The 23,185-nt window shown below is 63.5% G+C and carries 25 protein-coding genes; 15 read left to right on the top strand and 10 right to left on the bottom strand.

What is annotated here, in order from left to right; all coding sequences use genetic code 11:
• Position 1 precedes the first annotated feature (1 nt).
• A complete protein-coding gene (locus ACI3KW_RS10395; protein WP_113123771.1) occupies positions 2-673 on the bottom strand; it encodes a response regulator transcription factor in 672 nt (223 codons plus the stop codon).
• A 206-nt stretch (positions 674-879) separates the two neighbouring features.
• Between ACI3KW_RS10395 and ACI3KW_RS10400 the strand changes: the two genes are divergently transcribed.
• The 4 genes from ACI3KW_RS10400 (at position 880) to ACI3KW_RS10415 (ending at position 7,602) form a co-directional block, all read left to right on the top strand.
• On the top strand, positions 880-4,368 hold the full coding sequence (locus ACI3KW_RS10400) for a peptidoglycan-binding protein (RefSeq protein ID WP_404848004.1): 3,489 nt from the start codon (positions 880-882) through the stop codon (positions 4,366-4,368).
• Between the two features lie 134 nt (positions 4,369-4,502).
• Positions 4,503-5,429 (top strand): sulfite exporter TauE/SafE family protein, encoded by a 927-nt coding sequence (locus ACI3KW_RS10405; RefSeq protein WP_113123769.1) that lies wholly within the window; start codon positions 4,503-4,505, stop codon positions 5,427-5,429.
• Positions 5,426-6,184, top strand: a complete 759-nt coding sequence (locus ACI3KW_RS10410; protein ID WP_262169753.1) for a TIGR02186 family protein — start codon at positions 5,426-5,428, stop codon at positions 6,182-6,184. Before ACI3KW_RS10405 ends, ACI3KW_RS10410 begins: the two co-directional genes overlap by 4 nt.
• 125 nt (positions 6,185-6,309) lie before the next feature.
• Entirely contained in the window at positions 6,310-7,602 is a 1,293-nt protein-coding gene (locus ACI3KW_RS10415; protein WP_404848005.1) for a sulfurtransferase, read from the top strand.
• 18 nt (positions 7,603-7,620) lie between these two features.
• On the opposite strand, the gene pdeM is transcribed toward ACI3KW_RS10415, so the two are convergent.
• Together pdeM and ACI3KW_RS10425 are read right to left on the bottom strand one after the other, a co-directional pair.
• Positions 7,621-8,286: a ligase-associated DNA damage response endonuclease PdeM gene (gene pdeM / locus ACI3KW_RS10420; RefSeq protein ID WP_404848006.1), complete on the bottom strand. Its 666-nt coding sequence runs from the start codon at positions 8,284-8,286 to the stop codon at positions 7,621-7,623.
• Positions 8,287-8,324: 38 nt separating this feature from the next.
• The gene (locus tag ACI3KW_RS10425; protein ID WP_404848007.1) at positions 8,325-10,808 is read right to left on the bottom strand and encodes a ligase-associated DNA damage response DEXH box helicase; all 2,484 of its coding nucleotides are present in this window, start codon (positions 10,806-10,808) and stop codon (positions 8,325-8,327) included.
• Positions 10,809-10,902: 94 nt separating this feature from the next.
• Here ACI3KW_RS10425 and ACI3KW_RS10430 point away from each other — a divergent pair, with 94 nt between their 5' ends.
• Genes ACI3KW_RS10430 through ACI3KW_RS10440 form a run of 3 tightly spaced genes read left to right on the top strand, consistent with a single transcriptional unit; the run spans position 10,903 to position 12,076 of the window.
• On the top strand, positions 10,903-11,196 hold the full coding sequence (locus ACI3KW_RS10430) for a DUF6460 domain-containing protein (protein WP_404848008.1): 294 nt from the start codon (positions 10,903-10,905) through the stop codon (positions 11,194-11,196).
• Positions 11,196-11,867, top strand: a complete 672-nt coding sequence (locus ACI3KW_RS10435; RefSeq protein WP_404848009.1) for a nucleoside/nucleotide kinase family protein — start codon at positions 11,196-11,198, stop codon at positions 11,865-11,867. Before ACI3KW_RS10430 ends, ACI3KW_RS10435 begins: the two co-directional genes overlap by 1 nt.
• Before the next feature lie 2 nt (positions 11,868-11,869).
• Complete coding sequence (locus tag ACI3KW_RS10440; RefSeq protein ID WP_404848010.1) at positions 11,870-12,076, top strand: hypothetical protein; 207 nt, start codon at positions 11,870-11,872, stop codon at positions 12,074-12,076.
• Between the two features lie 51 nt (positions 12,077-12,127).
• Here the strand turns inward: ACI3KW_RS10440 and ACI3KW_RS10445 are convergent, their stop codons facing one another.
• Positions 12,128-13,114 carry an NADPH:quinone reductase gene (locus tag ACI3KW_RS10445; RefSeq protein WP_404848011.1) on the bottom strand — a complete coding sequence of 329 codons (987 nt, stop codon included), beginning with the start codon at positions 13,112-13,114 and terminating at the stop codon, positions 12,128-12,130.
• Between the two features lie 83 nt (positions 13,115-13,197).
• Here ACI3KW_RS10445 and ACI3KW_RS10450 point away from each other — a divergent pair, with 83 nt between their 5' ends.
• Positions 13,198-13,578: a winged helix-turn-helix transcriptional regulator gene (locus tag ACI3KW_RS10450; RefSeq protein WP_404848012.1), complete on the top strand. Its 381-nt coding sequence runs from the start codon at positions 13,198-13,200 to the stop codon at positions 13,576-13,578.
• Positions 13,579-13,687: 109 nt separating this feature from the next.
• Here ACI3KW_RS10450 and ACI3KW_RS10455 read toward each other — a convergent pair whose 3' ends face one another.
• Positions 13,688-14,797 carry a quinone-dependent dihydroorotate dehydrogenase gene (locus ACI3KW_RS10455; protein WP_404848013.1) on the bottom strand — a complete coding sequence of 370 codons (1,110 nt, stop codon included), beginning with the start codon at positions 14,795-14,797 and terminating at the stop codon, positions 13,688-13,690.
• Entirely contained in the window at positions 14,794-15,150 is a 357-nt protein-coding gene (locus ACI3KW_RS10460) for a DUF952 domain-containing protein (protein WP_404848014.1), read from the bottom strand. The genes ACI3KW_RS10455 and ACI3KW_RS10460 overlap by 4 nt, the downstream gene beginning before the upstream one ends.
• Positions 15,151-15,283: 133 nt before the next feature.
• On the opposite strand from ACI3KW_RS10460, the gene ACI3KW_RS10465 reads away from it, so the two are divergent.
• The 3 genes from ACI3KW_RS10465 to ACI3KW_RS10475 are packed head-to-tail and all read left to right on the top strand — an operon-like array spanning position 15,284 to position 16,715.
• Positions 15,284-15,925, top strand: coding sequence for a helix-turn-helix transcriptional regulator (locus ACI3KW_RS10465; protein ID WP_404848015.1), 642 nt, complete (start codon positions 15,284-15,286; stop codon positions 15,923-15,925).
• Complete coding sequence (aac(6'), locus tag ACI3KW_RS10470; RefSeq protein ID WP_404848155.1) at positions 15,922-16,371, top strand: aminoglycoside 6'-N-acetyltransferase; 450 nt, start codon at positions 15,922-15,924, stop codon at positions 16,369-16,371. The genes ACI3KW_RS10465 and aac(6') overlap by 4 nt, the downstream gene beginning before the upstream one ends.
• Positions 16,368-16,715 (top strand): DUF2087 domain-containing protein, encoded by a 348-nt coding sequence (locus ACI3KW_RS10475; RefSeq protein WP_404848016.1) that lies wholly within the window; start codon positions 16,368-16,370, stop codon positions 16,713-16,715. The genes aac(6') and ACI3KW_RS10475 overlap by 4 nt, the downstream gene beginning before the upstream one ends.
• Positions 16,716-16,741: 26 nt before the next feature.
• Here the strand turns inward: ACI3KW_RS10475 and ACI3KW_RS10480 are convergent, their stop codons facing one another.
• A complete protein-coding gene (locus ACI3KW_RS10480; RefSeq protein WP_404848017.1) occupies positions 16,742-17,119 on the bottom strand; it encodes a chlorophyllide reductase in 378 nt (125 codons plus the stop codon).
• A gap of 107 nt (positions 17,120-17,226) precedes the next feature.
• Here ACI3KW_RS10480 and ACI3KW_RS10485 point away from each other — a divergent pair, with 107 nt between their 5' ends.
• Both ACI3KW_RS10485 and ACI3KW_RS10490 read left to right on the top strand, forming a co-directional pair.
• Entirely contained in the window at positions 17,227-17,808 is a 582-nt protein-coding gene (locus tag ACI3KW_RS10485) for a hypothetical protein (protein WP_404848018.1), read from the top strand.
• Between the two features lie 2 nt (positions 17,809-17,810).
• Positions 17,811-18,035: a helix-turn-helix domain-containing protein gene (locus ACI3KW_RS10490; RefSeq protein ID WP_404848019.1), complete on the top strand. Its 225-nt coding sequence runs from the start codon at positions 17,811-17,813 to the stop codon at positions 18,033-18,035.
• Positions 18,036-18,211: 176 nt separating this feature from the next.
• Here the strand turns inward: ACI3KW_RS10490 and ACI3KW_RS10495 are convergent, their stop codons facing one another.
• A complete protein-coding gene (locus ACI3KW_RS10495; RefSeq protein WP_404848020.1) occupies positions 18,212-19,825 on the bottom strand; it encodes a lysine--tRNA ligase in 1,614 nt (537 codons plus the stop codon).
• Positions 19,826-19,970: 145 nt separating this feature from the next.
• On the opposite strand from ACI3KW_RS10495, the gene ACI3KW_RS10500 reads away from it, so the two are divergent.
• Positions 19,971-20,384 (top strand): tellurite resistance TerB family protein, encoded by a 414-nt coding sequence (locus ACI3KW_RS10500; protein WP_404848021.1) that lies wholly within the window; start codon positions 19,971-19,973, stop codon positions 20,382-20,384.
• Between the two features lie 79 nt (positions 20,385-20,463).
• Positions 20,464-21,036, top strand: coding sequence for a hypothetical protein (locus tag ACI3KW_RS10505; protein WP_404848022.1), 573 nt, complete (start codon positions 20,464-20,466; stop codon positions 21,034-21,036).
• Here the strand turns inward: ACI3KW_RS10505 and ACI3KW_RS10510 are convergent.
• Positions 20,975-21,766, bottom strand: a complete 792-nt coding sequence (locus ACI3KW_RS10510; RefSeq protein WP_404848023.1) for a transporter substrate-binding domain-containing protein — start codon at positions 21,764-21,766, stop codon at positions 20,975-20,977. The two genes, ACI3KW_RS10505 and ACI3KW_RS10510, sit on opposite strands and share 62 nt — an antisense overlap.
• A 178-nt stretch (positions 21,767-21,944) precedes the next feature.
• Complete coding sequence (metZ, locus tag ACI3KW_RS10515) at positions 21,945-23,153, bottom strand: O-succinylhomoserine sulfhydrylase (protein ID WP_404848024.1); 1,209 nt, start codon at positions 23,151-23,153, stop codon at positions 21,945-21,947.
• Positions 23,154-23,185 lie beyond the last annotated feature (32 nt).

Below are 23,185 nucleotides of genomic sequence, written 5' to 3' on the forward strand. Positions count from 1 at the left end.
CTCAGGCCTTCTCGCCGCCAGTCGAGAACAGCGCCTCGAACTGGCCTTCCTCGATGCGGGCGGCGGCGATGACGGCCTGGGTGCGGCTATCGACGTCGAGCTTTTGCAGGATGGCCGAGACGTGCGCCTTGACGGTCGCCTCGGAAATGGTGAGCTCGTAGGCGATCTGCTTGTTCATCAACCCGTCGCTCAGCATCATCAGCACGCGAACCTGCTGGGGCGTGAGGGTGGAGAGGCGCCGCATCAGGGCGGTCTGGTTGTCCTCGCCGCCCAGCGTCATGCCATCAGGCACAAAGACCTCGCCGGACAAAACGGTTTCGATGGCGCGGCGGATTTCGGTGGGGCCGACCGATTTGTGCAGATACCCGGCCGCGCCCAGCTCGAAAGCGCGGCGCACCACGGTACCGTCCTCGACGGCCGAGATGATCATCACCGGAATGTCGGGATATTGCGCGCGCAGCAGCAAAAGGCCGGAAAAGCCGCGTACGCCGGGCATGTTGAGATCGAGCAGGACCAGGTCGCAATCTCGATCGGTTTCGAGCGAAGCGCTCAGGCCATTAAGATCGCCGGCCTCTTCCACGCTGACCGTCGCATCGCCCCCCGCCAGGGTTTGCCGCAGCGCCGCACGAAACAAAGGATGGTCATCGACAATGATGATGCGGCGACGAGTCATAAGCCGGGCTCTCTCCGTGGCAGTCCCAAGTCAGCAATACTGCGGATTCAGATAGGCAACAGCCCTAAAAATCGGCGCAAATCGCTTCATGGTCTTGCATATTGCAGCAATGCTTAACGGGTTCTTTACCATGTTTTCCCAAGAGTGACCGTCATACCTTCGTGTTGAATCGCGAGGGGCACGTCGATTCATGACAGGGACTGACCATGGCCCGCGCTTACCAGACTTCGGACATCACCGACCCTGACAACGAGCCGCGCGCCGGCGAGTGGCAGGCGCTGCGTGGCGAATTGGTGGCGCTGTTGGACCAGGTGGAGGGGCGCTACGCGCAGACCGAGCGGGTCGACCCGGGCCTGAGCGGATTGAGCCAGCGGGTGCGCAATCTACGCGACCAGGTCGAGCGTCCTGAGCCGATAGTACGGCGGCAGGAGGCCCTGCGCACCGTCAAGCGCGCGGTGGACCGTTTCAGCGACCGTGGCATGGAGCCGGACGATGATCGCGATCCGCTGAGTTCGGCCATTGCTGAAATTCGTGGGCGGCAGATGTCGGGGACCGCGGCGGCTTTGGGCCGGCGGCCGGCCGATATGCCCGAATTCCGGGAATTGAGCGCCCTGGTGGGCGGGCTTTCGGGGCGGCTGGAACGGCTCGAGGATGAATTGCATGCCCAGCGTGCCGCCGATGGCGATATCCGCGAAGTGGCGAGCCAAGTCGAGCAATTGGCCCATGTGGTGGAATTGCTGGCCGGCGCCGTAGGCGAAACGGGCCAGGTCAAGCGGCTCGAAGTGCAGATCGCGGCGCTCGGCGCCATGATCGAGGAGGCCCCACGGGTCGATCTCAGCACGATCAACAAGCGGCTGGACGATGTTTCGGGCACGGTGGCCAAGCTTGCCGAATTGCAGGCCCAGCAGATGGAGCGCGAAGTCATCCGCGAGGATCGCGCTGCGACGGAAATGGTGGACGGCACCGGTGCCCTGGCGCCCGCCATGCATGCGATCGAAAAAAGCGTGCGCAATGTCTATGACCGGATCGATTCGATCGAAAAGAATGTCGCCCTGTCGTCGAGCGATTTCGAGAAACTGACCGCGGAAATGGCCGGGTTTACCCAGGCCATGCAGGCTGGCAGCGGGCAACCTGAATTGCTGGTGGGCAAGGTCGATGCGCTGGCCAGCCAGATCGGTGGGCTAAAAACAGCCAATGGCGACGTTGCCGGGCTCAAGAAGGATATTGCGGCACTGCGCGATGCGGTTTTGGCCGGCATGGAGCCGCGTTTTGCCAAGATCGAGACCCAGATCGAGGCGTTGAGCAAGCGCGCCGGTGAGGGCCAGGTCGAAGACCAGCTCAAGCTATTGATGCAGCGCATGGACGAGACCGGCGCCCAGCTCGATGGCCTCGCCAAGCTCTATAGCCAGCAGCAGGATATTTCCGGGCTCGAAGCCCTGGCCACTATGGTGGCCGAACGCACCAGCGACGCGATGACCCGCAAGGCGCCGGCCCCGGTGGCCATGTTCGGCGCCGATAGCCTCAAAAGCGTTGAAAGCCAGATTACCGGCCTGCTCAAAAGCGCCAGCAAGGCGCCCGATTATGACAAGCTGGCCGACATGATCGCGGAGCGCGCCGCCAAGGCGGCGCCGGCTGGTGCTGTGGGCGGGATCGACCCCGAGAATATGTCCGCGCTCGAAGAGCGGATGGCGGCGCTGTTCAACACGGCAGGCAAGGACACGGCCGAACGGCTGACCCGGCTGGAAGCGGCCCTGGCCAATCGCCGGGACACGCGGCCGCTGGCGGCGTTCCGAGCCGACCTCAAGCCCGTGGGTGGCGACAGCCTGAGCGAAGTGAAAGCCGCGCTGGCCGCCATCAAGCCCACCAAGGATGCCGATGTCATGCCGGCCAATCCGTCGGTGGACGCGCCGCTGACCGATCCCGGCTTTGCCAATGCCGGCCCGGTGCGTACTGCGCTCGAAGCCAAAGTCAGTGGCCGTGTTGCGCCGGAACCGCTGGCGTCCGAAGCCCCGATCATGCCGCGGCCGATGTTTGACCCGGACAAGGTGGAACGCCCGCCCCAGCCGCAATCGAGCTTTGCCACCAGCACCAGCACCGACCCCTTTGTCGCCGAGCCGGTCGAGGCCCCTGCCCCGAGCGTGGAAGCCCCAATTGCCCAGAGCAGCACCAGCACATTCGTTGCCGCAGCCCGCCGCGCCCAGCTTGCCCGGCAGGAGGCATCCGGCGGAGCGGCATCGACCAATTCGCTGATCGGCCGCGCCCTGGCCCGGGTCAAGCCGACTGCAAACCCCGAGCAAGCCGCTACACTGCCTGCTGAAAAAGCGGAGAAGCCGGCCAAGCCGGTGAAGGAAAAGAAGACCAAAAAGGCCGAGGCCGCGCCGCTGCTGTCCGAGATCGGCCTGCCGGGCGAGGAAATTGCACCGCGCCAGAGTTTCCTGACCCGCAATCGCCGCCCGCTGCTGCTGGCGGCGACGCTGGTGGCTGTGTCGATGCTGGCGCTGAACCTGGTCATGCAGCGCATGAACGCGGCGCGCGCCACGCCAACGCCACCGCCAGTCGAAAGCACGATGATCGACCCGACGCCGACGGCCGACCAGCCGGTGGGCGATGTCTCGACGGCAACCCCACGGGTGATCGACATGATCGATACCACCCAGGTGGGCTCGATCAATTCGGGCACGCCGATGAGCTTCAGCAAGCCTGCTGCCGCCCCGATCCCCGCGGCGCTGACTTTGCCGGTGGCCGATGAGGCCGCAATCATGCCTGAAAGCGTGGCCGCGACACCGGAAGCCGCAACGGCCGACCGTATCCCCGACATTGCCGCGGCGGCACCCGAGAGTTTCGAGCTGCCGCCCGAGGCCCTTGGCCCCGTGGAATTGCGGCAGGCCGCCGCTGACGGCGATGCGCGGGCACAATTTGAGATCGGCGCCATCTATACCGAGGGTCGCGCGGTCGAGCAGGATTATGCCGAGGCGGCAAAATGGTATGAACGCTCGGCGGCGCAGGGGTTCGTGCCCGCGCAATACCGGTTGGGCAATCTCTACGAGGCCGGCACGGGCGTCGAAAAGGATATCGAAGTCGCCAAGCTCTGGTACCAGCGCGGCGCCGAGGCGGGCAATCGCATGGCGATGCATAATCTGGCTGCGCTTTATGCCAGCGGGCAATTGGGCGACCAGGAATTCGAGACGGCAGCCGAGTGGTTCACCAAGGCGGCAAAGCTGGGCATGACCGACAGCCAGTTCAACCTGGGCATGCTCTATGCCCGCGGGCTGGGCGTCGACCAGGATTTCGAGCAGTCCTACAAGTGGTTTTCGCTGGCAGCGCGCAGCGGGGATGCCGATGCCGGCAAGGCGCGCGACGACATCGCCAAGTCGCTGACCGCCGACGCGATCAAGCGCCTGGGCACCGACATTGCAGGCTGGACGGCCGAGCCGATCGACCTGGCTGCCAATTTCGCACCGCTGGGCACCTGGGCCAAGGATTTCGATCCCGGTCAGGCCATCAGCACCAAGGATGTAGTGTCCAAGGTGCAGCAGGCTTTGGTCAAGCTGGGCTTCGATGTCGGCACGCCCGATGGCCTGGCGGGCCCCAAGACAGCCGAAGCCATCAAGTCCTTCGAGACCGGCACAGGCATGGCTCCGAGCGGCAAGATCAATCCGCGCCTGCTGGCCGTCCTGGGCAGCCAGCCGGTCTGACGGATAAAAATTCCGCCACCCGCCCTTTTTTCAAAAGGGTTTAGGCGCTGCTAACCCGACCGGCCATATTGTTGTCGTCGCTCGCCCTCAAAAAGAGGTGCGGGCGACGAATCTATTGAACGGAACCCACGGTCTTGCAGGTCTATCTGCCGATCGCCGAGCTATCGATGAACCTCTTTTTCCTTGTGGGGATCGGGGGGGCAGTCGGATTCCTGTCGGGTCTGTTCGGCGTGGGCGGGGGGTTCCTGCTGACACCGCTGCTGATTTTCTCCGGCGTGCCGGCACCGGTTGCGGTGGCTTCGGTCACCGGACAGGTGGTAGCGGCCTCCACCTCGGGGGCGCTTAGTCATTACCGGCGCGGCGGCATCGACCTGCATCTGGCCATGTATCTGGTGCTGTCGGGCGTGCTGGGGGCGTTCGGCGGCGTTGCGACCTTTGCCGTGCTGCGCGATGCCGGGCAACTCGACCTGTTCATTTCCGTCGGTTTCCTGGTTTTGCTGGGCTTTGTGGGCAGTTTGATGCTCAACGAGGCGATCCGCGCCATCATCAAGCAGCGCAAGGGCGTGGTGGTCCGCGAGCGGCTGCCCAACCAGCATAACTGGATGCACCGGCTGCCGATGCGGGTGCGGTTCAAGAAGAGCCGGCTTTATATCAGCGTCTTGCCGGTGCTGATTATCGGGCTGTTCATCGGCTTTGTCGGCTCGCTGCTGGGCATTGGCGGCGGTTTCATCATGGTGCCGGCGCTGGTGTATCTGCTGCGGGTACCGGGCAATGTGGTGATCGGCACCTCGCTGGCGCAGGTGGTGGCGATGATGGCGGCGACCACGATCCTGCATGCGGTGCAGAGCCAAAGCGTCGATATCATGCTGGCTTTCTGCCTGATGGTGGGCGGCACGGCGGGGGCGCAATTCGGGGCTTCGGCGGGCAAGCATTTGCGCGGCGAGCAATTGCGGGGGCTATTGGCCATATTGGTGCTGGCCGTGGCGATCCGCTTCGGGCTGTCGCTGATATTGGCGCCGGCCGATCCGTTCAGCATGGCCGTGCTGGGTGGCGCGCGATGAAATGGTGGCTGGCCCTCATGCTGGCTTTCTTGCTGGCCGGCACGGCGCGGGCCGAACGGCTGGTCTCGCAATTGTCCAATGACAGCGTCGAGATCACCTCGAGCTTTGATGGCGAGCGGATGAATTTTTTCGGCACGATCATGCCGGATGCCGGGTCCGAGCAGAAATTCGTGACCGGGCCATTCCATGTGGTGGTGGTCGTTTTGGGGCCGACACAGAACCGGGTGGCGCGGCAGATGACCAATAATTTTGGCATCTGGCTCAACACAGACCAGGTCGAATTCGACAATTTTCCAAGCTATTTCCAGGTATTGTCGAGCGCGCGACTGCGCGACATCACCGATATCACGACGCTGACCACCGAATATATTCTGCCCGAGGCCCATACGCTGGTGGCCAATGATGCGGGCTGGTGGAAGACTGCCGTGTTCGGGCGCGAACTGGTGCGACTGATGACCGAGCAGGGGCTGTTCGGGGTCAATGAAGGCGGCGTCAACTTCCTGGCGGACAACTTTTATTCGGCCCGGCTGACCCTGCCCAGCAATGCGCCGCCGGGGCCCTATATTGCGCTGACCTATGTGTTCAAGGACGGCAAGGTGATTGCGCGCAAGTCGGAAGGCTTTGCGGTGCGCAAGATCGGGTTTGAGCGGTTCCTGGCGCTGTCGGCGGTGCAGCAGCCGCTGCTCTATGGGCTGGTCTGCGTGGCGCTGGCGCTGTTCACCGGCTGGCTGGGCGGCGTGTTGTTCAGGCGCTGATTTTTTCCGCCGTATGGCTTTGGAGAGAAAGCAATATTCCTCCCGCGCGGGACATAAGCAAAGCCATGCGCTGTGAATGTCTATCGAGTTAGTTGATAATCGGCCATCCACATCTGGAGGCTGAAATGACTGCACACCGTTCGACCGTCAAACCCTTCCTGCGCTCTGCTGTTACGGCGCTGTCGCTCAATGCCCTGGCGCTCGGCATGGCCCCGGCCGGCATGGTCCTGATGACTGTCGCGGCCCAGGCGCAAACCCAGGCCTCCATCATTACCGGCCAGGCGGAATTCGAGGCACTGATTGCCGAGGGCGCCAAGCTCATCGACGTGCGCTCGCCCACGGCCTATGCCGAAGGCCACGTGACTGGCGCCATCAACCTGCCCTGGCAGGCGCTCAACGTTTCGGAAAGCGATGGCATCCGTAACGAATTTGCCGCCGACGCAGAATTTGAACGCCTGCTCGGGGCAGCGGGCCTGAGCTATGACGACACGATCCTGATCTATGACACCACGGCCCTGCCCGGCCGCGCCTATGTCGCGTTCGTCTATGCCGGCTTTGAAAATGTGCATGTGCTGGATGGCGGCATCGGCGCCTGGCAGGGCGGGCTGACCCAGGATGTGCCGCAGGTTGCGGCGACCACATTCACGCTGACCCGCAGGAACGATATCCGCGTCGACAAGGATTATGTGGCCGGCAAGATTGGCGACGCCGGGTCGGTCATCATCGATGGCCGCAATCTCGATGCCTATGAGGATGGGCATATTCCGGGCGCGCAGGCGTTGCCGGCGTCGAGCCTGTTGACCAAAACGGCTACCCTGCAGTCTCAGCCCGTGCTGCAGCGCCTGCTCGATACGGCCGGCGTCAGCCCCGATCGCGAGGTGGTTTCCTATTGCGGTAGTGGCGTCGCTGCGGCCAATAATTATCTGGCGCTGCGCAATCTGGGCTATGAAAATGTCGTGCTCTACGACGCGAGCTGGGACGAATGGAGCCGCGATCCGCGCGCCGGCCAGCAGGTCTCGCTCGCCAATTACACATTCGAGGGCACGCCGCTGACCGGCAATGGCCCTGCCTTCCTCGATGCCGATGAGGTCAAGGCTTTGGCCTCTGACCCCAATGTCGTCGTGGTCGACGTGCGCTCGCCCTCCGACTATGCCGCTGGCCACATTCCTGGCTCGGTCAATGTGTTTTGGGACGACACTTTCGATGGCGATCGCGTGCTGAAGTCCCCCGAGGAATTGCAGGCGCTCTATGCCGCGGCCGGCGTGACGCCGGACAAACGCGTGGTGCTCTTCACGCGCGGTGGCCTGCAACTCTCGCACAGCTTCACCGTGCTCAACCTGCTCGGCTTCAGCGATATCGACTTCTTCACCGGCAAGTTCGAAGGCTGGCAGAACGGCGCGTTCCGCCCGGCGGTGTAAATCCCAACGGTGCGGGGTCTAGCCCCGCACCAACCGCTTGGGGCTGATCGGATAGGTGCGGTCTTTTCCCAACATCGTGACTTCAAGCGAGGGCCAGTTTAGTAGGCCGATGAAGGGCGGGGATAGAATGTTGATCGAGCCGGTGGAACTGCCATAGGCAGGCAGGATCAGCAGGCGATTGTCGTGCACGAAGCAGGGGCGGCGGGTGGAGCGGCCGGCCATGAAAATGTGGGCGGCAGGGTGCAAGTGCCCGGAAATCAAGCCAGAAATGCCGCGCTGTGGTTCGTGGCAGAGGGTCAGGCCGGCGAGTTCGAGGCTGGGCAGGCAGATGCCGCCGAGGGCATGTGGGGCCGGGTCGTGGTTGCCGGAAAGCCAGGTAAAATCGACCAGATCGGTGAGCGCATCGAGGTGCATCCGGTCCGAATTGGTTAACTGACTGCTAGCATCGACGCGGTGAAAACTATCACCTAGTGAAATCAGGCGCTGCGCACCGGTGCGGCGCAAATCTGCCTCGAGGCGGCGCAGGGTGAGACCAGTATCGTAGGGGGGCAGAAGCTGGCCGGCGCGGGCGAAGCTGCTCATCTTTTCGAGATGCAGATCGGCGACAAGCAAAGTCGCCTCGGCGCGCCAATAGAGGGCGCCGGAGGGGAGCGGCTCAAAATTGTGTCCGGCAAAGCGCAGCAACGGGGTCTCCGTTATCTGACTTTGATATAATGCCTGGCTCACGATTGGCCGAGGGCCTCGCGCATCAATTCATCTGCAGCATCCGCCATAGCTGATTCGCGGCCTTCACCGAAAATCGGTTCGCGGCCGATGTCGAGCATGAGGGGTACGGCGAGCGGGGAGATATGCTCGAGTGGCTGGTGGACGATGTGGTTGCGGATGCGCGCCAGCATGTCGCCCAGCCGTTCAATATCAAGCAGGCCGCGGGCCGCGTCGCGTCTGGTGGCCTGGATCAGGATGTGGTCGGGCTCGTGCTGGTAGAGCACGTCATAGATCAGGTCTGAACTCATGGTGATCTGGCGGCCGGTCTTTTCCTTGCCGGGGTGGCGGCGCTCGATCAGCCCGGCGATGATGGCGCAGTTGCGGAAGGTGCGTTTCATTAGGGCCGATTCATCGAGCCAGTCTTCGAGATCATCCCCCAGCATGTCCTGGGAGAAAAGGTCATCGAGCGAGAGGCGGCCGGTTTTGATCAGGGCGGAGAGATCGCCCAGGCCCCAGATGGCGAGGGCATATTCGCTGGCGACGAAGCCGAGGGGACGGGCGCGGGCGCGTTCGAGCCTGCGGGTAAGCAGCATGCCCAGGGTCTGGTGCGCGAGGCGCCCCTCGAAGGGGTAGCAGACTAGAAAATTCTGCGCGCCGCGTGGGAAGGTTTCGACCAAGAGGCTATCGCGGCGGGGCAGCACCGAGACATCGCGCTGCAGGCGCAGCCAATCGCTGACCTGGTCGGGCAGCACACCCCAGCTTTGGGGACTATCGAGCATGCGGCGGACGCGATCGGCCAGATAGGTCGAGAGCGGGAACTTGCCGCCCATATAGGAGGGGATTTTTGGATTGGCGGCCTGGGCGCGGCTGACGAAAGCCTCATTGTCCTTCATGCCCTCGAAGGCGACGATTTCGCCGCCGAACATGAAGGTATCGCCCGGCAGTAATGTGCCGAAGAAATATTCCTCCATTTCGCCCAGTACGCGGCCGCCCGCACCAATGGGGCTATTGCTCTGCCCCTTCTTGAAGCCCCTGCCCCGCACCAGCCGCACCCGCACCATGGGCTCTTCGATAATGGTGCCGATATTGAGCCGGTATTGCTGGGCGACCTGCGGATTGGCGATACGCCATAAGCCGTCCTCGGTGCGCTTGAGGCGGGCATAGCGCTCGTAAGCGCGCAGGGCATAGCCGCCGGTGGCGACGAAATCGAGAATACGATCGAATTGGGGACGCGGCAGATCGCGATAGGGCCAGGCATGGCTGATTTCGGCGAAGAGATCGTCGGCCGTGAAGGGCGCGGCGCAGGCCATGCCCAGAATGTGCTGGGCGAGCACGTCATAACCGCCCGAGACCGGGTCTTCGCTATCCTGATGGCTTTCGGCGACCGCTTCGACGGCGGCTTCGCATTCGAGCACTTCGAAGCGATTGGAGGGCACCAGCACGGCCTTGGAGGGTTCGTCGAGCCGGTGATTGGCGCGACCGATGCGTTGCAGCATGCGCGAACTGCCCTTGGGCGCACCGACCTGGACGACCAGATCGACATCGCCCCAATCGATGCCCAGATCCAGGGTTGAGGTGCAGACCACCGCCTTGAGCGCGCCGGAGACCATGGCGCTTTCCACCTTGCGGCGCTGTTCGACCGAGAGTGAGCCGTGATGCAGCGCGATGGGCAGCAGGTCATCATTGATGGCCCAGAGACCCTGAAACAGCATTTCGGCCTGGCTGCGCGTATTGACGAAAAGCAGCGTGGTGCGGTGCTGCTTGATGGTCTCGTAGAGATCGCGATGGGCGTAATTGGCGGAGTGACCCGCCCAGGGCAGGCGCTGTTCGGTGTGGAGGATCGAGAGCACCGGGGGCGCGCCGCCGGTGGCGGTAAGCAGGTGGGTGTCGCTGTCTTGCAGCGGTTGGGCGATCCAGTCGCGCAGCAGATCGGGCCGGGCGACGGTGGCGCTGAGCGCGGTAATGCGCAGGTCTGGCGCGAGGCGGGTGATGCGGGCCAGAGCGAGGGAGAGCAGTTCGCCGCGCTTGGAGGTGACCAGAGCGTGCAGTTCGTCGAGCACGATGCGGCGGAGCGAGCCGAAGAACAGTTCGGCATGGGGATGGCTGATCAGCAGCGCCAATTGCTCGGGCGTGGTCAGCAGAATGTGGGGCGGATTGGAGCGTTGGCGAGCGCGGCGGCTGGCGGGGGTGTCGCCGGTGCGGGTCTCGACTTTGATGCTGAGGCCCATCTCGGCGATGGGGGTGGCGAGGTTCCGCTGCACGTCGACGGCCAGCGCCTTGAGCGGGGAGATATAGAGGGTGTGGAGGCCCTCGAACTTGCCGTCCACCAGATCGGTGAGGCTGGGCAGGAACCCGGCGAGGGTTTTGCCGGCGCCGGTGGGGGCGATGAGGAGCGCCGAGGCATTGGCGTTCCAGCTGGCGAGCACGTCGAGCTGGTGGGCGCGGGGGGACCAGCCTTTGGCGGTGAACCAGTTGGCGATGATGGGCGGCAGATCAACCAAGTTTGGCTCCGACAGAAGCGCAACCCCTTCTGCAAATCATAAAAGAGCCTATATGATCGCCAAGTAACTCAACAGAGCATGTGAGGGTTCAGCGATGAGCGAGCAATATGAGAGCCAGCCGCGCCAGCGCAGCGGTTTGGAGCGCCTGTTGGGCGAGCGGCCGGGCGGGCTGGTTATCCGGCTGGTGGTGTTGTCGCTGATCGTGGGCTTTGTCATGGCGGTGCTGGGCTTTGATGCCCGCGATGTCGTGCAGGGCGCGGTGCGGCTGGTGCAAGACGCCTTGCGCGATGGCACGGGCGTGCTGGGCAATATGGTCAGCTACACGCTGGCGGGCGCCGCGCTGGTGGTGCCGATCTGGATCGTGCTGCGCCTGCTCAAGAGGCGCTGATGGGCCCGGGCCGGCTCAAGCTGACGCCGCAGCAGGCGCTGTCGCGGCTGGTGCCGCATATTCTGGAAATGGAAAGCCTGGCCCATAAGCGCATCGCCATCGGATTGGCGGGCGGGCCGGGGACGGGCAAATCGACCTTGGCGGCGGAGCTGGTGACCATGCTCAATGCCACCCATCCCGGCAGCGCCGCTTTGGTGCCGATGGATGGATTTCATATGCGCCATGCCAAGCTCGAGGCCATGGGGCAGACCGATTACAAGGGCGCGCCGCATACGTTCGAGGGCGCGGAATTCGTCAACTTTTTGCAGCATCTGAAGAGCGCGACGGGCGTGGTCAGCGGGCCGGGCTATTCGCGCAAGATCGAAGACGTGGTCGAGGATGCCTTTGCCGTGCAGCCCGAAGTGCGGGTGCTGGTGGCAGAGGGCAATTATCTGCTGCTGAGCGAGGGCCCGTTTGCCGGCGTCAGGGCGCTGCTCGATTATGCGGTGTTTATCGATGTGCCGCGCGAGCTGGTGCGCCAGCGGCTGATGAAACGGCATGGCGAGGAGGGTCTGTTTACCCCCGAACGCAATGCGGCGCATATCGAGCGCAATGATTTGCCGAATTATGACCTGGTCAGCGCTTCGCAGGACCGGGCGGATGTGGTGATCGAGCTGATGGTGGAGCGGTGAGCATGTGCAAGACGCTGGTTCTGGCTGTTGCGATCGTGCTGGGCGCCGTGGTGGTGGCCGGGGCAGTTGTGTTGCGGCCGACGGGGTTTGGGCAATGTGTGGGTGTGGTCAGCGCTGAGATCGAGCGCGACAATCCCACCGCCACACTGGACCCGCGCGACGTGGAAGTGCAGGCAGCGAAGGTTTGCTCGGGATATGAGGGCAATTAGGCCACCAGAATTCTCCCTCCCCGCGCGGGGGAGGGAATTGGACGCGAACTCTCAGCCCAGCATGATCACGGTCTTGCCGAGGTCGCCGCGTTCGACGGATTCGTGGGCGGCGACGATATCGTCGAGGGTCAGGACCCGGCCGATCTGGTGGGTCAGCTGGCCGGCCTCCAGGGCCGCACTGATGCCGGCTACAGCTTCGGCATGGGCCTCGGCGGACATGACATAGACCAGCACGAAGCGGATGGTGGCATCGAGAAAGACCATCGGCCAGAAGGGGATGGTCGGTTCGGGCACCGCATCGCTGGCATAGGTGGCGACGACGCCGTTGGGAGCCAGGGTCTTGCCGATCAGCTCGAGATTGGCGCCGAAAGCGACTTCGACGAAGCGATCGACGCCCCTGCCCTTGGGATCGCCGGTGAACGCCGCAACGCGGGCCGGCAGGTCATCGGTGTGGCGATTGAGGACCAGATCGGCGCCGGCCGCGGTGGCTGATGCGGCGGCATCGTCATTGCCGACCGAGGCGATGACACGGGCACCACCGAGCTTGGCAAACTGGATGGCGTAGCGGCCAACGGCGCCGGCACCGCCGGAGACGAACACGGTCTTGCCCGTTACCGGGCCATCGACGAAGACGCAGCGATAGGCCGTCATCGCCGGAATGCCGAGGCAGGCGCCTTCCTCGAAGCTGACGCCATCGGGTAGGCGAACGGCCTTGTGGGCGGGGAGCGTGGTATATTCGGCGGCGGAGCCGTTCCAGCGGCCAAGCTGGGATTCGTAGAACCAGACGCGCTCGCCGATGCGACCCTCCAGTTCGGGGGAGCCCACGGCGACAATTTCGCCGGCGCCATCCTGATTGGGTACGATCTGGGGGAAGGCCGTGGCGCCGTTGCCGCTGCGGCCCTTGGTGTCGGATGGATTGACGCCTGAGGCACGGACACGGATCAGCACTTCGCCGGGCGCAGGCGTCGGCGTCGGCAGTTCGCCGACTTGCAATACGTCGCGGGCGGGACCCTTGCTGGAATACCAGGCAGCTTTCATTTTGCACGTTCCTCTTGTTTCCCAGCCTAACTAGGTCTTCAATGCATCGGATAACAGTACGTACAAAGGCAACATGTACTATCATGAATGATAGCACCCCTGTTCTGACCCGCCCACGCCGCAGAGCCGGCCGCACCGGTTGCGCGGTGGAAGTGACCCTTTCGGTGATCGGGGGCCTGTGGAAACCGGTGATCCTGTTTCACCTGCTCGGCGGCAAATTGCGCTTCAATGCGCTGTGCCGGATGGTGCCCAATGCCACCGCGCGCATGGTGACGCTGCAATTACGCGAACTGGAACGGGATGGCGTGATCAACCGCATTGTTTATCCCGAAGTGCCGCCCCGGGTTGAATATGAACTGACCGAGCTTGGGCGCTCGCTCGAGCCGGTGCTGCTCAGTATGCGCAACTGGGGCACGGGGTTTGCTTCGGACGAGGATCGGCAAGACCTGCAAGTGTGTCCCTGAGCGAAGCCTCGCGGCCGCTACCGACTAATGACCGCCCAAGACGCTGCGCACCCGCAATATCCATTTGAGGTGGAAAATCGCCCTGCCCGCCTCGATCGCCTTCTAAATCCTAGAGCCGAGCTTTTCCGGAGGCCCAATCCGCCGTGTGGGCGCCAACCAGCTGGCTGATATTGGTTTTGCCCTCGGCGCGCACTGCCGCGACCAGGCCCCGCTTGATGCGGTCGAGCAGGTCGAGGCCGCCGAAGACCATGGCGGAATAGAGCTGGATGGCGTCGGCGCCGGCTTCGAATTTGGCCAGGGCCGATTGCGGCGAATGAATGCCGCCGACGCCAATGATCGGCAGTGTGCCGACGCGCTGCCGCATCTGGGCGAGGCGTTGGGTGGAGAGTTCGAACAGCGGCTTGCCGGAGAGGCCGCCGGTTTCATTGGCGTTTTCGAGGCCGGCAATGGCGTCGCGGGTCACGGTGGTGTTGGACACGATCAGGCCATCGAGGTCGGTTGAAAGCACGACCTTGGCGATGGCGTCGAGTTCCTTTTTGTCCAGATCCGGCGCGATCTTGAGGAAGACCGGCACGCGGGTTCTAGCCTTGGCGCGGGCATCCAGCACTTCGCCGAGCAGGCGGCGCAGGGCCTCGTCGGATTGCAGATTGCGCAGGCCGGGCGTGTTGGGCGAGGAGACGTTGACGGTAAGGTAATCGGCCAGATCGGCGAAGCGTTTGACGCCCAGCACATAGTCGGCGACGAAATCGGCGCTGTCCTTATTGGCGCCGATATTGACACCAAGCGCGGCGGGCACGCGCAGGCCCTTGAGGCGGGCAAAGGCGGCGTCATGGCCTTCATTGTTGAAGCCCATGCGGTTGATAACGCCATCGGCGCCCGGAACGCGGAACAGGCGCGGCTTGGGATTGCCGGTCTGCGGGCGCGGGGTGACGGTGCCGATTTCCACCATGCCAAAGCCCAGCAGGGCCAGAGGGCGGGGCACTTCGGCATTCTTGTCGAAGCCGGCGGCCATGCCGATGGGGTTTTTCAGCTCGATACCGCAGAGCGTGGTCGCCAGTTCGGGCGCCTCGGCATGGGCCTGTTCGGGGGCAAGGCCCAGGCGCAGCGCGGTGATGGTGGCGCGGTGGGCGGTTTCGGCGTCCATTTTGAGCAGGGTCTGCTGGGTGAGACCCGAGACAGCAGGCAGACGCAGCAAAGGCGAGAGGGCAGAAAAGATCATCGAACGGCCTCGGGCAGTGTGCAGGAGCCGTCGGCGGCGACGTCGACCCTGGCCTCCCAGGCAATGGCGGAAGCGGGCAGCGGGCCGCCATAAAGGTGGGGGAACAGCGCGCCACCGCGCGAGGCTTCCCAGACTAGGTTCTCGCCCAGGTCGGCGGCGCGCACGCCGAGGATGACCAGGCCCGATTGGCCGGCAAAATGCAGGCGCAGGGTTTCGGTCAATTGGGCGGCAGTGGAAAAGTGCATATAGCCGTCGAGGGCGTCGATCGGCATGCCCGCAAAGGAGGCGGCGCGGCGCGCAGGGGCGTAAGCGGCCTCGGTGGCGATTTTGTAGATCAAATCTGGCGTGGTCATGGGCCGCGACCCTAATGGGCGAGCCAGCGGCGGGCAAGCCGGATTGGGCCCTCTTTACAAGGGGAGGAGAGAGGATTAGGAATAGGACTAATTTCCATCCAATAAGACATATTTCCTGAAACAGGACGCTGCCATGCTTTCACACAGGGCCATCTGGGACGGCATTGACGCGCTGGCGCGCCGGCACGGGCATTCGGTGTCGGCATTGGCCAAGCTGGCCGGGCTCGATGCCACCGCCTTTAATGTCTCCAAACGCGTGAGCAAGGATGGCCGCGAGCGCTGGCCTTCCACCGAGAGCATTTCCAAAATTCTGGAAGCCACGGGGGAAGGGTTTGACAGTTTTCTCAGCGGCACCGGTGCGTTCTTCCAGGGGGGGCCGTCCGCCGGCAATCCGACCGTGCCACTGCTGGGGCTGGCGCAGGCGGGCTCGGGCGGGTTTTTCGACAGTGCGGGGTTTCCGGCGGGACAGGGCTGGGACGAAATCGCCCTGCCCTCTTCGGGCGAAGCGGGCATTTATGCCCTCGAAGTGCAAGGCGATTCGATGGAGCCGCTCTATCGGGAGGGGGACCGGATCGTGGTGTCGCCCACCGAGCAGGTGCGGCGCGGCGACCGGGTGGTGGTGCGCACGCGCGATGGCGAAGTCATGGCCAAGATCCTGGCGCGGCAGACGGCCAAGCAGATCGAGCTGCATTCGCTGAACCCCGCCTATGAGCCGCGGCTGATCGAGATGGCGGACGTGGAATGGATCGCCAGGATTATCTGGGCCAGCCAATGAGGATCGCGGCGGCCACGGCGGCGGATACAGCTGATTGGGCGGAGCTGCGCCAGGCGCTGTGGCCCAATAATGCGGCCGGTGCGCATGAGGCCGATATCGCAGCCTTGCTGGCGGCGCCCGGGAGTAATATCAACTTTATCGCTCGTCTGCCGGATGGGCGGGCGGTGGGATTGGCCGAGGCTTCGCTGCGGCGCGACTATGTCGAGGGGTGCAAAACCTCGCCGGTGGCGTTTCTTGAGGGCATCTATGTGGCGCCGGACTGTCGCCGCCTGGGGATTGCCCGTGGGCTGGTGGCGGCGGTGGAGGATTGGGGGCGCGCGCAAGGCTGCAGTGAATTTGCCTCGGACGCGGCGCTGGACAATCTGGAAAGCCACCAGATGCATGGTGCATTGGGCTTTAGCGAAACCCGGCGCGTGGTTTATTTCCGCAAGGTGCTGGGGCTATGACGGAGCAGCCAATCGACGCCAAACGGCTTGCGAGTGTGGCGCGCTGCTTTGATGCCAGTGGGCGGCTGCAGCGCTGGCCAAGCAAGCGGAGTGATCAATTGCTGGTGCTGGCTGTGGTCTGGTCGTATCTGCCGGACGATGTGCAGATGAGCGAGCCCGAGGTCAGTTCCATGCTGCGCGACTGGCATGATTACGAGGATTATGCGCTGCTGCGGCGGGAGCTGTGTGATCTCAACATGTTGCGGCGCACGCCCAATGGCCGGGTCTATCGCAAGGTTTCGGGGGAGCTGCCGGCGGAGGCAAAAGCCCTGGTGGAGCGGTTCACGCCAACCGCCGCGCCATAGCGACGCGACGGCGGCGGGCGGGCCTATCAGCGGCAGCCGGCGCGTTTGAACATGTCGGCGATGATGATCGGGGTGGCCGGCGTTTCGGTCCATTTATCGCGGTCGGGCACTGCCGCCGCGACTGCAGCAAGAGCGGTATTCTCGTCCAGGTTGAAATCCCGACTGCATTGCACGGAGGCGCCGCGCTGCTTGGCCTCTCCCACCATGAGGCCGGTGGCCTCGCCCACCCCCGCCAGATAGGCAATCATGGTCATGCGGGCATTGGGGTCAGCCCCGGAACGCGAGGACAGTTCGACCACCTGGGCGACCGATATCTGGCCGGTGCTGGTGGTGGGCGCGGCCTGGGTAATGAGCGGGGTGGCGATCAGCAACAGGCCGGCAAAGGCAAGCGGAGACAGACGCATTTTTGATTTCCTTATCGTTCTATGATGCGTCCATATTCTTTTTCAGCGATTTTTTATTGTCAAACGATAATTTTTGGATTAATTGTTGGTCATCGCGGAGAACCCAGATGATCGACACCAAAGCCGACCCGCTGCTTGCCGGGCACCCCAGCAGCATTCCCGTTGCCGCCCGCACGGCGCGGCTGTTCAACCTGCTGGCCGTCGCGTCAGTCGCCATTGCCGCCCTGCTGCCATTGGCCGTGGTGCTGTATTGGGCCATGGCGGACCAGGCAGAGGTGCTGCGCTCGAGCGGGCTGACGCCGGACATCATGCGTGAGTTTGGCGCGACCCAGCGTTTCGGCGCGGCCTTTGTTACCGTGCTGACCGTATTGCCGCTGTCCTGGGCGCTGGTGCGACTGCGCGTATGCTTCACCGAATTTGCCAATGGGCGTCCCTTCGCGGCGCGGGGCATAGCCGGGTTGCGCGACTTTGCCGCCGGGGTGGCACTCGCCGCCCTCGCCAAGCTGGTCGGCTTTACCCTGCTGATGCTGGTGCTGACCTGGAGCGCCCCGCCGGGCATGCGTCAGCTCGCCATTCAGATCAATAGCGACATGCTGATCATGGCGCTGTTTGCCGCCATTGTGGCCTCGTTGGGCTGGGCGATGGAAAAGGCCGCCGCCATTGCCGAAGAAAATAGTCAGTTCGTGTGACCATGGCCATCAAGATCAATCTGGCGGTGATGCTGGCGCGGCGGAATGCCAAGTCCAAGGACCTCGCCGAATATATCGGCATTACCGAGGCCAATCTGAGCCTGCTCAAGCAGGGCAAGGTCAAGGGCATCCGCTTCGACACGCTGGACGCCATTTGCCGCTATCTGGACTGCCAGCCGGGCGACATTCTCGAACATGATGCGGCGGCTGTGGAAGGCGCCGACTAGGCATCCTGCCGGCGCCGGCGGGGTATTGGTGCGGCGCGTGATCCCGTAGTCCACGCGCCGCATTTTTGGTGTTTGGCTAGGTTGGCCCCAGCCGCTTGTGCCGTGTTGCGAGCGGCCCTCGGGGCGAGCCCGAGGGAGATGCGGTGGTTGGGAGAGATTGGGCTGCTGCCCGGCACCTAAGCCTTGAGCATTTTCCCGGCCAGGGCGTCTTCAATGAGCTTGCGGGTTTCTGCCACGCCGAAGAGGGCGATGAAGGAGCCGAAGCGGGGGCCCTGGTCTTCGCCAAGCAGGACCTGATAGATGGCCTTGAACCAGTCGCGCAGGGGCTCGAACTTGTGGGCGTTGCCGATGGCGTAGACCAGATCCTGCAAGGCGCCGCCATCGGTGGAGCCTTCGTAGGCGGCAAGCTGATCGTGCAGGTCCTGGAGGGCTGCGCGTTCCTGATCGGTGGGAGCGCGATAGACCTTGTTCGGCTTTACCTTGTCGTTGAAGTAGCGCACCGCATAGGCAGCGAGACGATCGATCTCGGGATGGGTCTGGGCGGTGGCGCCGTGTAGGTACCGCGAGATGAAGCCCCAGAGCACCTTGGTGTCTTCGGCATTGGCCGTGGCCACCAGGTTCAGCAGCAGCGCGAAGCTGAGCGGCACTTCGGGGTTTGGCACATTGCCGTAATGGACGTGGAATGCCGGGTTTTCGATCCGCGCGGCAACGTCCTGGCCCTGGTAGGCGGACAGGAAACTATAATATTCGTCGACTGCCCGCGGGATGACATCGAAATGCAGCCGCTTGGCCGTGCGCGGCTTCTGGAACATGTAGAGGCCCAGGCTCTCATTGCCAGCATAGGTCAGCCATTCATCGATGGTCAGGCCATTACCCTTGGACTTGGAGATCTTTTGCCCTTCGGAATCGAGGAAGAGCTCGAACACATAGTGCTCGGGCGCCTTGCCGCCGAGGATTTCGCAAATCTTGTCATAGACATGGGCGTTGGTCTGGTGGTCCTTGCCGAACATTTCGAAATCGACACCAAGGGCGGCCCAGCGCATGCCGAAATCGGGCTTCCACTGCATCTTCACGTGGCCGCCGGTGACCGGCACGGTGGTGTCGCGACCATCTTCATCGGCGAAGGTGACGGTGCCGTTGGCGGCATCGACTTCCTTCATGGGCACATAGAGCACGCGACCCGAAATCGGAGAGATCGGCAGGAAGGGCGAATAGGTCGCCTGCCGTTCGGCGCCCAGAGTGGGGAGCATGACGGCCATGATGTCGTCATAGCGCTCGGCGGCACGGCGCAGCACGGTGTCGAACTTGCCGGAGCGGTAGTAATCGGTGGCGCTGGCGAATTCGTAGTCGAAGCCGAAGGTGTCGAGGAACCGGCGCAGCATGGCGTTGTTGTGATCGCCGAAGCTGGCATATTCATTGGTCCAAGGATCGGGCACGGCGCTGAGCGGCTTTTGCAGATGCGGCTCCATGGCCTCCTTGGAGGGCACATTGTCCGGGATCTTGCGCATGCCATCGAGGTCATCGGAGAAGCAGATGAGCCGGGTCGGAATCTGATCGCGCGTCAGCAGGCGAAAGGCCGTGCGCACCATGGTGGTGCGGGCCACTTCGCCGAACGTGCCGATATGGGGCAGGCCCGAGGGGCCATAGCCGGTTTCGAACACGGCCTCGCCCTTGCCGGTTTTCTCCAGCCTAGCCACCAGTTTTTTGGCTTCCTCAAACGGCCAGGCACGGGCAGTTTGGGCAGCGTCGAAAAACGCAGGATCGAGTGGGGGCAAAGGAGCGGGCGACAAGGAACCAGCCTTTCGGTATTTTGTGGGAGGCGGGGAGGTGTGTTGCATTCCCGCACGCCTGCGTCAATCTCGGTGGTGCGCTGCTTGCCATGAGCGGGGCGCCTGCCTAGCTATCGGCGACACGACGCCAGGAATGGAAAACGCGATGACCCTTGCCGCCCATGACGCCTTGATCCACTTGATGCTGGTGGCCGCTTCATCCGACAGTGCCATGACCGAAAAGGAATTGCTGCGCATCCAGGCCCTGGTCGGCCGGCTGCCGGTATTTGACGGGTTCGACAAGACGCGGCTGACGGCGGTGGCCAATGCCTGCGCCGATACGCTGAACGGGCCGGGTGGGCTGGACAAGGTGCTGGACGATGCGATCGCGGCGCTGCCGGCTAAGTTGCAGGACACCGCCTATGCCGTGGCGGTAGAGGTGACCGCGGTCGATCTACATCTGGAGCAGGAGGAATTGCGGTTCCTCGAGATGCTGCGCGACAAGCTGGATCTGGACCGGTTGACGACGGCGGCGATCGAAGCGGCAGCGCGGGCGCGGCATCGGCGGATGCCTGTGTGACATTTCCGTCATTGAGCGAGTAGGCCAATTATGACATTCTTGTCATCATTAAAAAAACTCAATTTAGTGCACTCGCTCGATGACCAGATCGACTTCCGACCGCCGCGCCGCTGCGGCATATCTGCAGCGTTTTCCTGATATCAGCCTGCGCCTCCATCCCGAGCGCATCGCTGACCATGAAGTGAGCATCGAGCGGCGGCAATTTACCTCGCCTGCCGAGCTGGGCGAATTCTACACTGCGTTCCGGGCCACGCATCATCGTGTCGAGGCGGCGCTGGCCAACCCTTTCGCCCGCCCGCTGAAGGTCAAAGACCTGGTGGCGCGGATCGACGAACATTGTGACGTCGTGCGCACCTCGTTCCTTTCGATGCGCGATTATTTCATTGCCGAAGGCAAGCATCAGCGCATCGAGGTTCCCGCCTATGACCTCGGCTCGGATGGCTATCTGCTGCTGGATGGCAATCACCGCACGACCGGCCTTTATATGGCCGGGGTGCCGTTCACGCTGACGCTGAGCGTGCTGAAGGCGCCAGTTGACCGGCGCAACCTGATCGATCTGAAATATTGGGATGGCGGGCTGAACCGCTTCTTCAATAGAATCCGACGGGGAACCAGCGAAGATATAGTTCGTCGAGCGTGCCGTTTTCCTTGAGGCGGATCAGGGCCCAGTCGATGGCGTGGCGCACGGCGTCATTGCCGGCGGGAACGGCGATGGAGAGGCCTTCGCCAAATTGGGCGGGGCGGAAATAGGCGTCGCCGGCAAAGCCGCAGCAATCGAGATTTTCATTGAGCCAGAAGGACGCGCGCATGGCGTCGCCGAAGAACAGGTCGGCGGCGCGATTTTGCACGGCGGCCAAGGCTTCGACTTCATTGGCGAAGGGGGCGATATTGGCCCCGGACAGGTAGCGTTTCACGAAGGCTTCGTGGGTGCTGCCGGCGCGGACCGCGATGGTTTTGCCGGCTAGGGCTGTGGCGTCGAAGGTGGCGATATCAGCGGAGCGGGTGACGAAGCGGCCCGGCAGCGCCAGATAGGTGGCGGAAAAATCGAAGCGCTTGCCGTTGTCATCGGACATGTCGAGCCCAGCAATCAGGGCATCGCCCTGACTATCGGCCAGCGCATCGGCGGCCTGCTCCCAGGGCCAGGCCTGGATGGTGCAGGCGACATTGACCTCGGTGCAGATGCGGCGGGCCAGATCGACATTAAAGCCGATGAGTTCGCCACCGGGATCGCGGAAATTGAAGGGCGGAAAATCGGTGGTGGTGAGGAAGCGTATGGCCGGCACGGGCGAGAGGCTGGGCAAGATTTCGCGGGCGCCGGGATCGCTGTGATAGGGGAGCGATTGGGCGAGGGTTGGGGTGGCGAGAAGTAGTGACGCGACCACGCATTGCAGCGCGCGGCTCCATGCCCTCCCAACCTCCCCCATCGAGGGGGAGGTGCTGTTCCGTGGATGGGACTGCACCCAGCCCAATATGGCACGCTTCAGCAATGGTAGCCTGGACGGCATCGGGGCACGACCTCGTGGTTCGACAGGCTCACCATGAGGTCTAGTCGTGAACATTTCAGACCTGATCGAGACCGTACATCAGGTCGGCAATCAGGTCGTCGCTGGATTCAAGGCCAACCGAGAGGCGCACGAGGCCGGGGGTGACGCGGGTTTCGAGCCGAACTTCCTCGGTCAGGCGCGCATGGGTGGTAGTGCGCGGGTGGGTGATCAGCGATTTGGCATCGCCCAGATTGTTGGAGATGAGGATCACCGCCAGACTGTCGCAGAAGGCGAAGGCGGCGTCCTGGCCGCCCTTGACGTCGATGGCGAGCAGGGTCGAGCCGCGCGTCATCTGGCGCTTGGCGAGGTCGTATTGCCCGTGGCTCGGGTGATGCGGGTAAATGACGCGCTCGATCTTGGGATGGCTGGCGAGGGCCGCGGCCAGTTTTTCGGCGCTGTCGGTCATGCGCTCGACGCGGATGGCATAGGTTTCAAGGCCCTTGAGCAGCACCCAGGCGTTGAAGGCGCTGAGGGTTGCCCCGGTCTGGCGCAGGAAGGTGTGCACGTCCCCTTCGATCAGTTCCTTACTGCCGAGCACGATGCCCCCCAGCACCCGACCCTGCCCGTCAATATGCTTGGTGGCAGAATAGGTGACGAGATCCGCCCCCAGCTCGAGCGGCTTCTGGTAGAGAGCGGTGGAAAAGACATTGTCGACGATGAGCTTGGCGCCATGGGCGTGGGCGATCTCGGCGACGGCCTTGATGTCGACCAGTTCCAGCGTCGGATTGGTCGGGGTTTCGATGAACACGACCTTGGTATTGGGCTGCATGGCGCGGGCAAAGTTTTCGGGGTCGCGGCCATCGACCAGCGTCGAGGTGACGCCGAAGCGCGGCGCATAATCTTCCACCACATAGCGGCAGCCGCCGAACAGGGCCTGGGCCGCGACGATATGATCCCCTGCCCGCACCTGGCTCATCACTGCATTGGTGACGGCGGCCATGCCCGAGGCGAAGGCGCGACCGGCCTCTGCCCCTTCGAGCAGCGCCATGCGCTCCTGGAACATATCGACGGTGGGATTGGCGAAGCGCGAATAATTGTGGCCGCCGGGAATCTTGCCCTGGAACAGGCGTTCGGCGTGCTCGGAGCTGGGATAGGAATAGCCCGAATTGAGGAAAATGGCTTCGCTGGTTTCGTTGAAATCGGTGCGCATGCCGCCGCCATGGACCAGCTGGGTTTGCGGCGACAGGCGGGCCGGATCGAGCAGCGGATTGTTGGTCTTGGACATGACGGCACTTTCAACAAAAAACCGGCGCACGA

It is taken from the genome of Devosia sp. ZW T5_3, from assembly GCF_044987315.1.
Classification (GTDB): Bacteria; Pseudomonadota; Alphaproteobacteria; order Rhizobiales; family Devosiaceae; genus Devosia.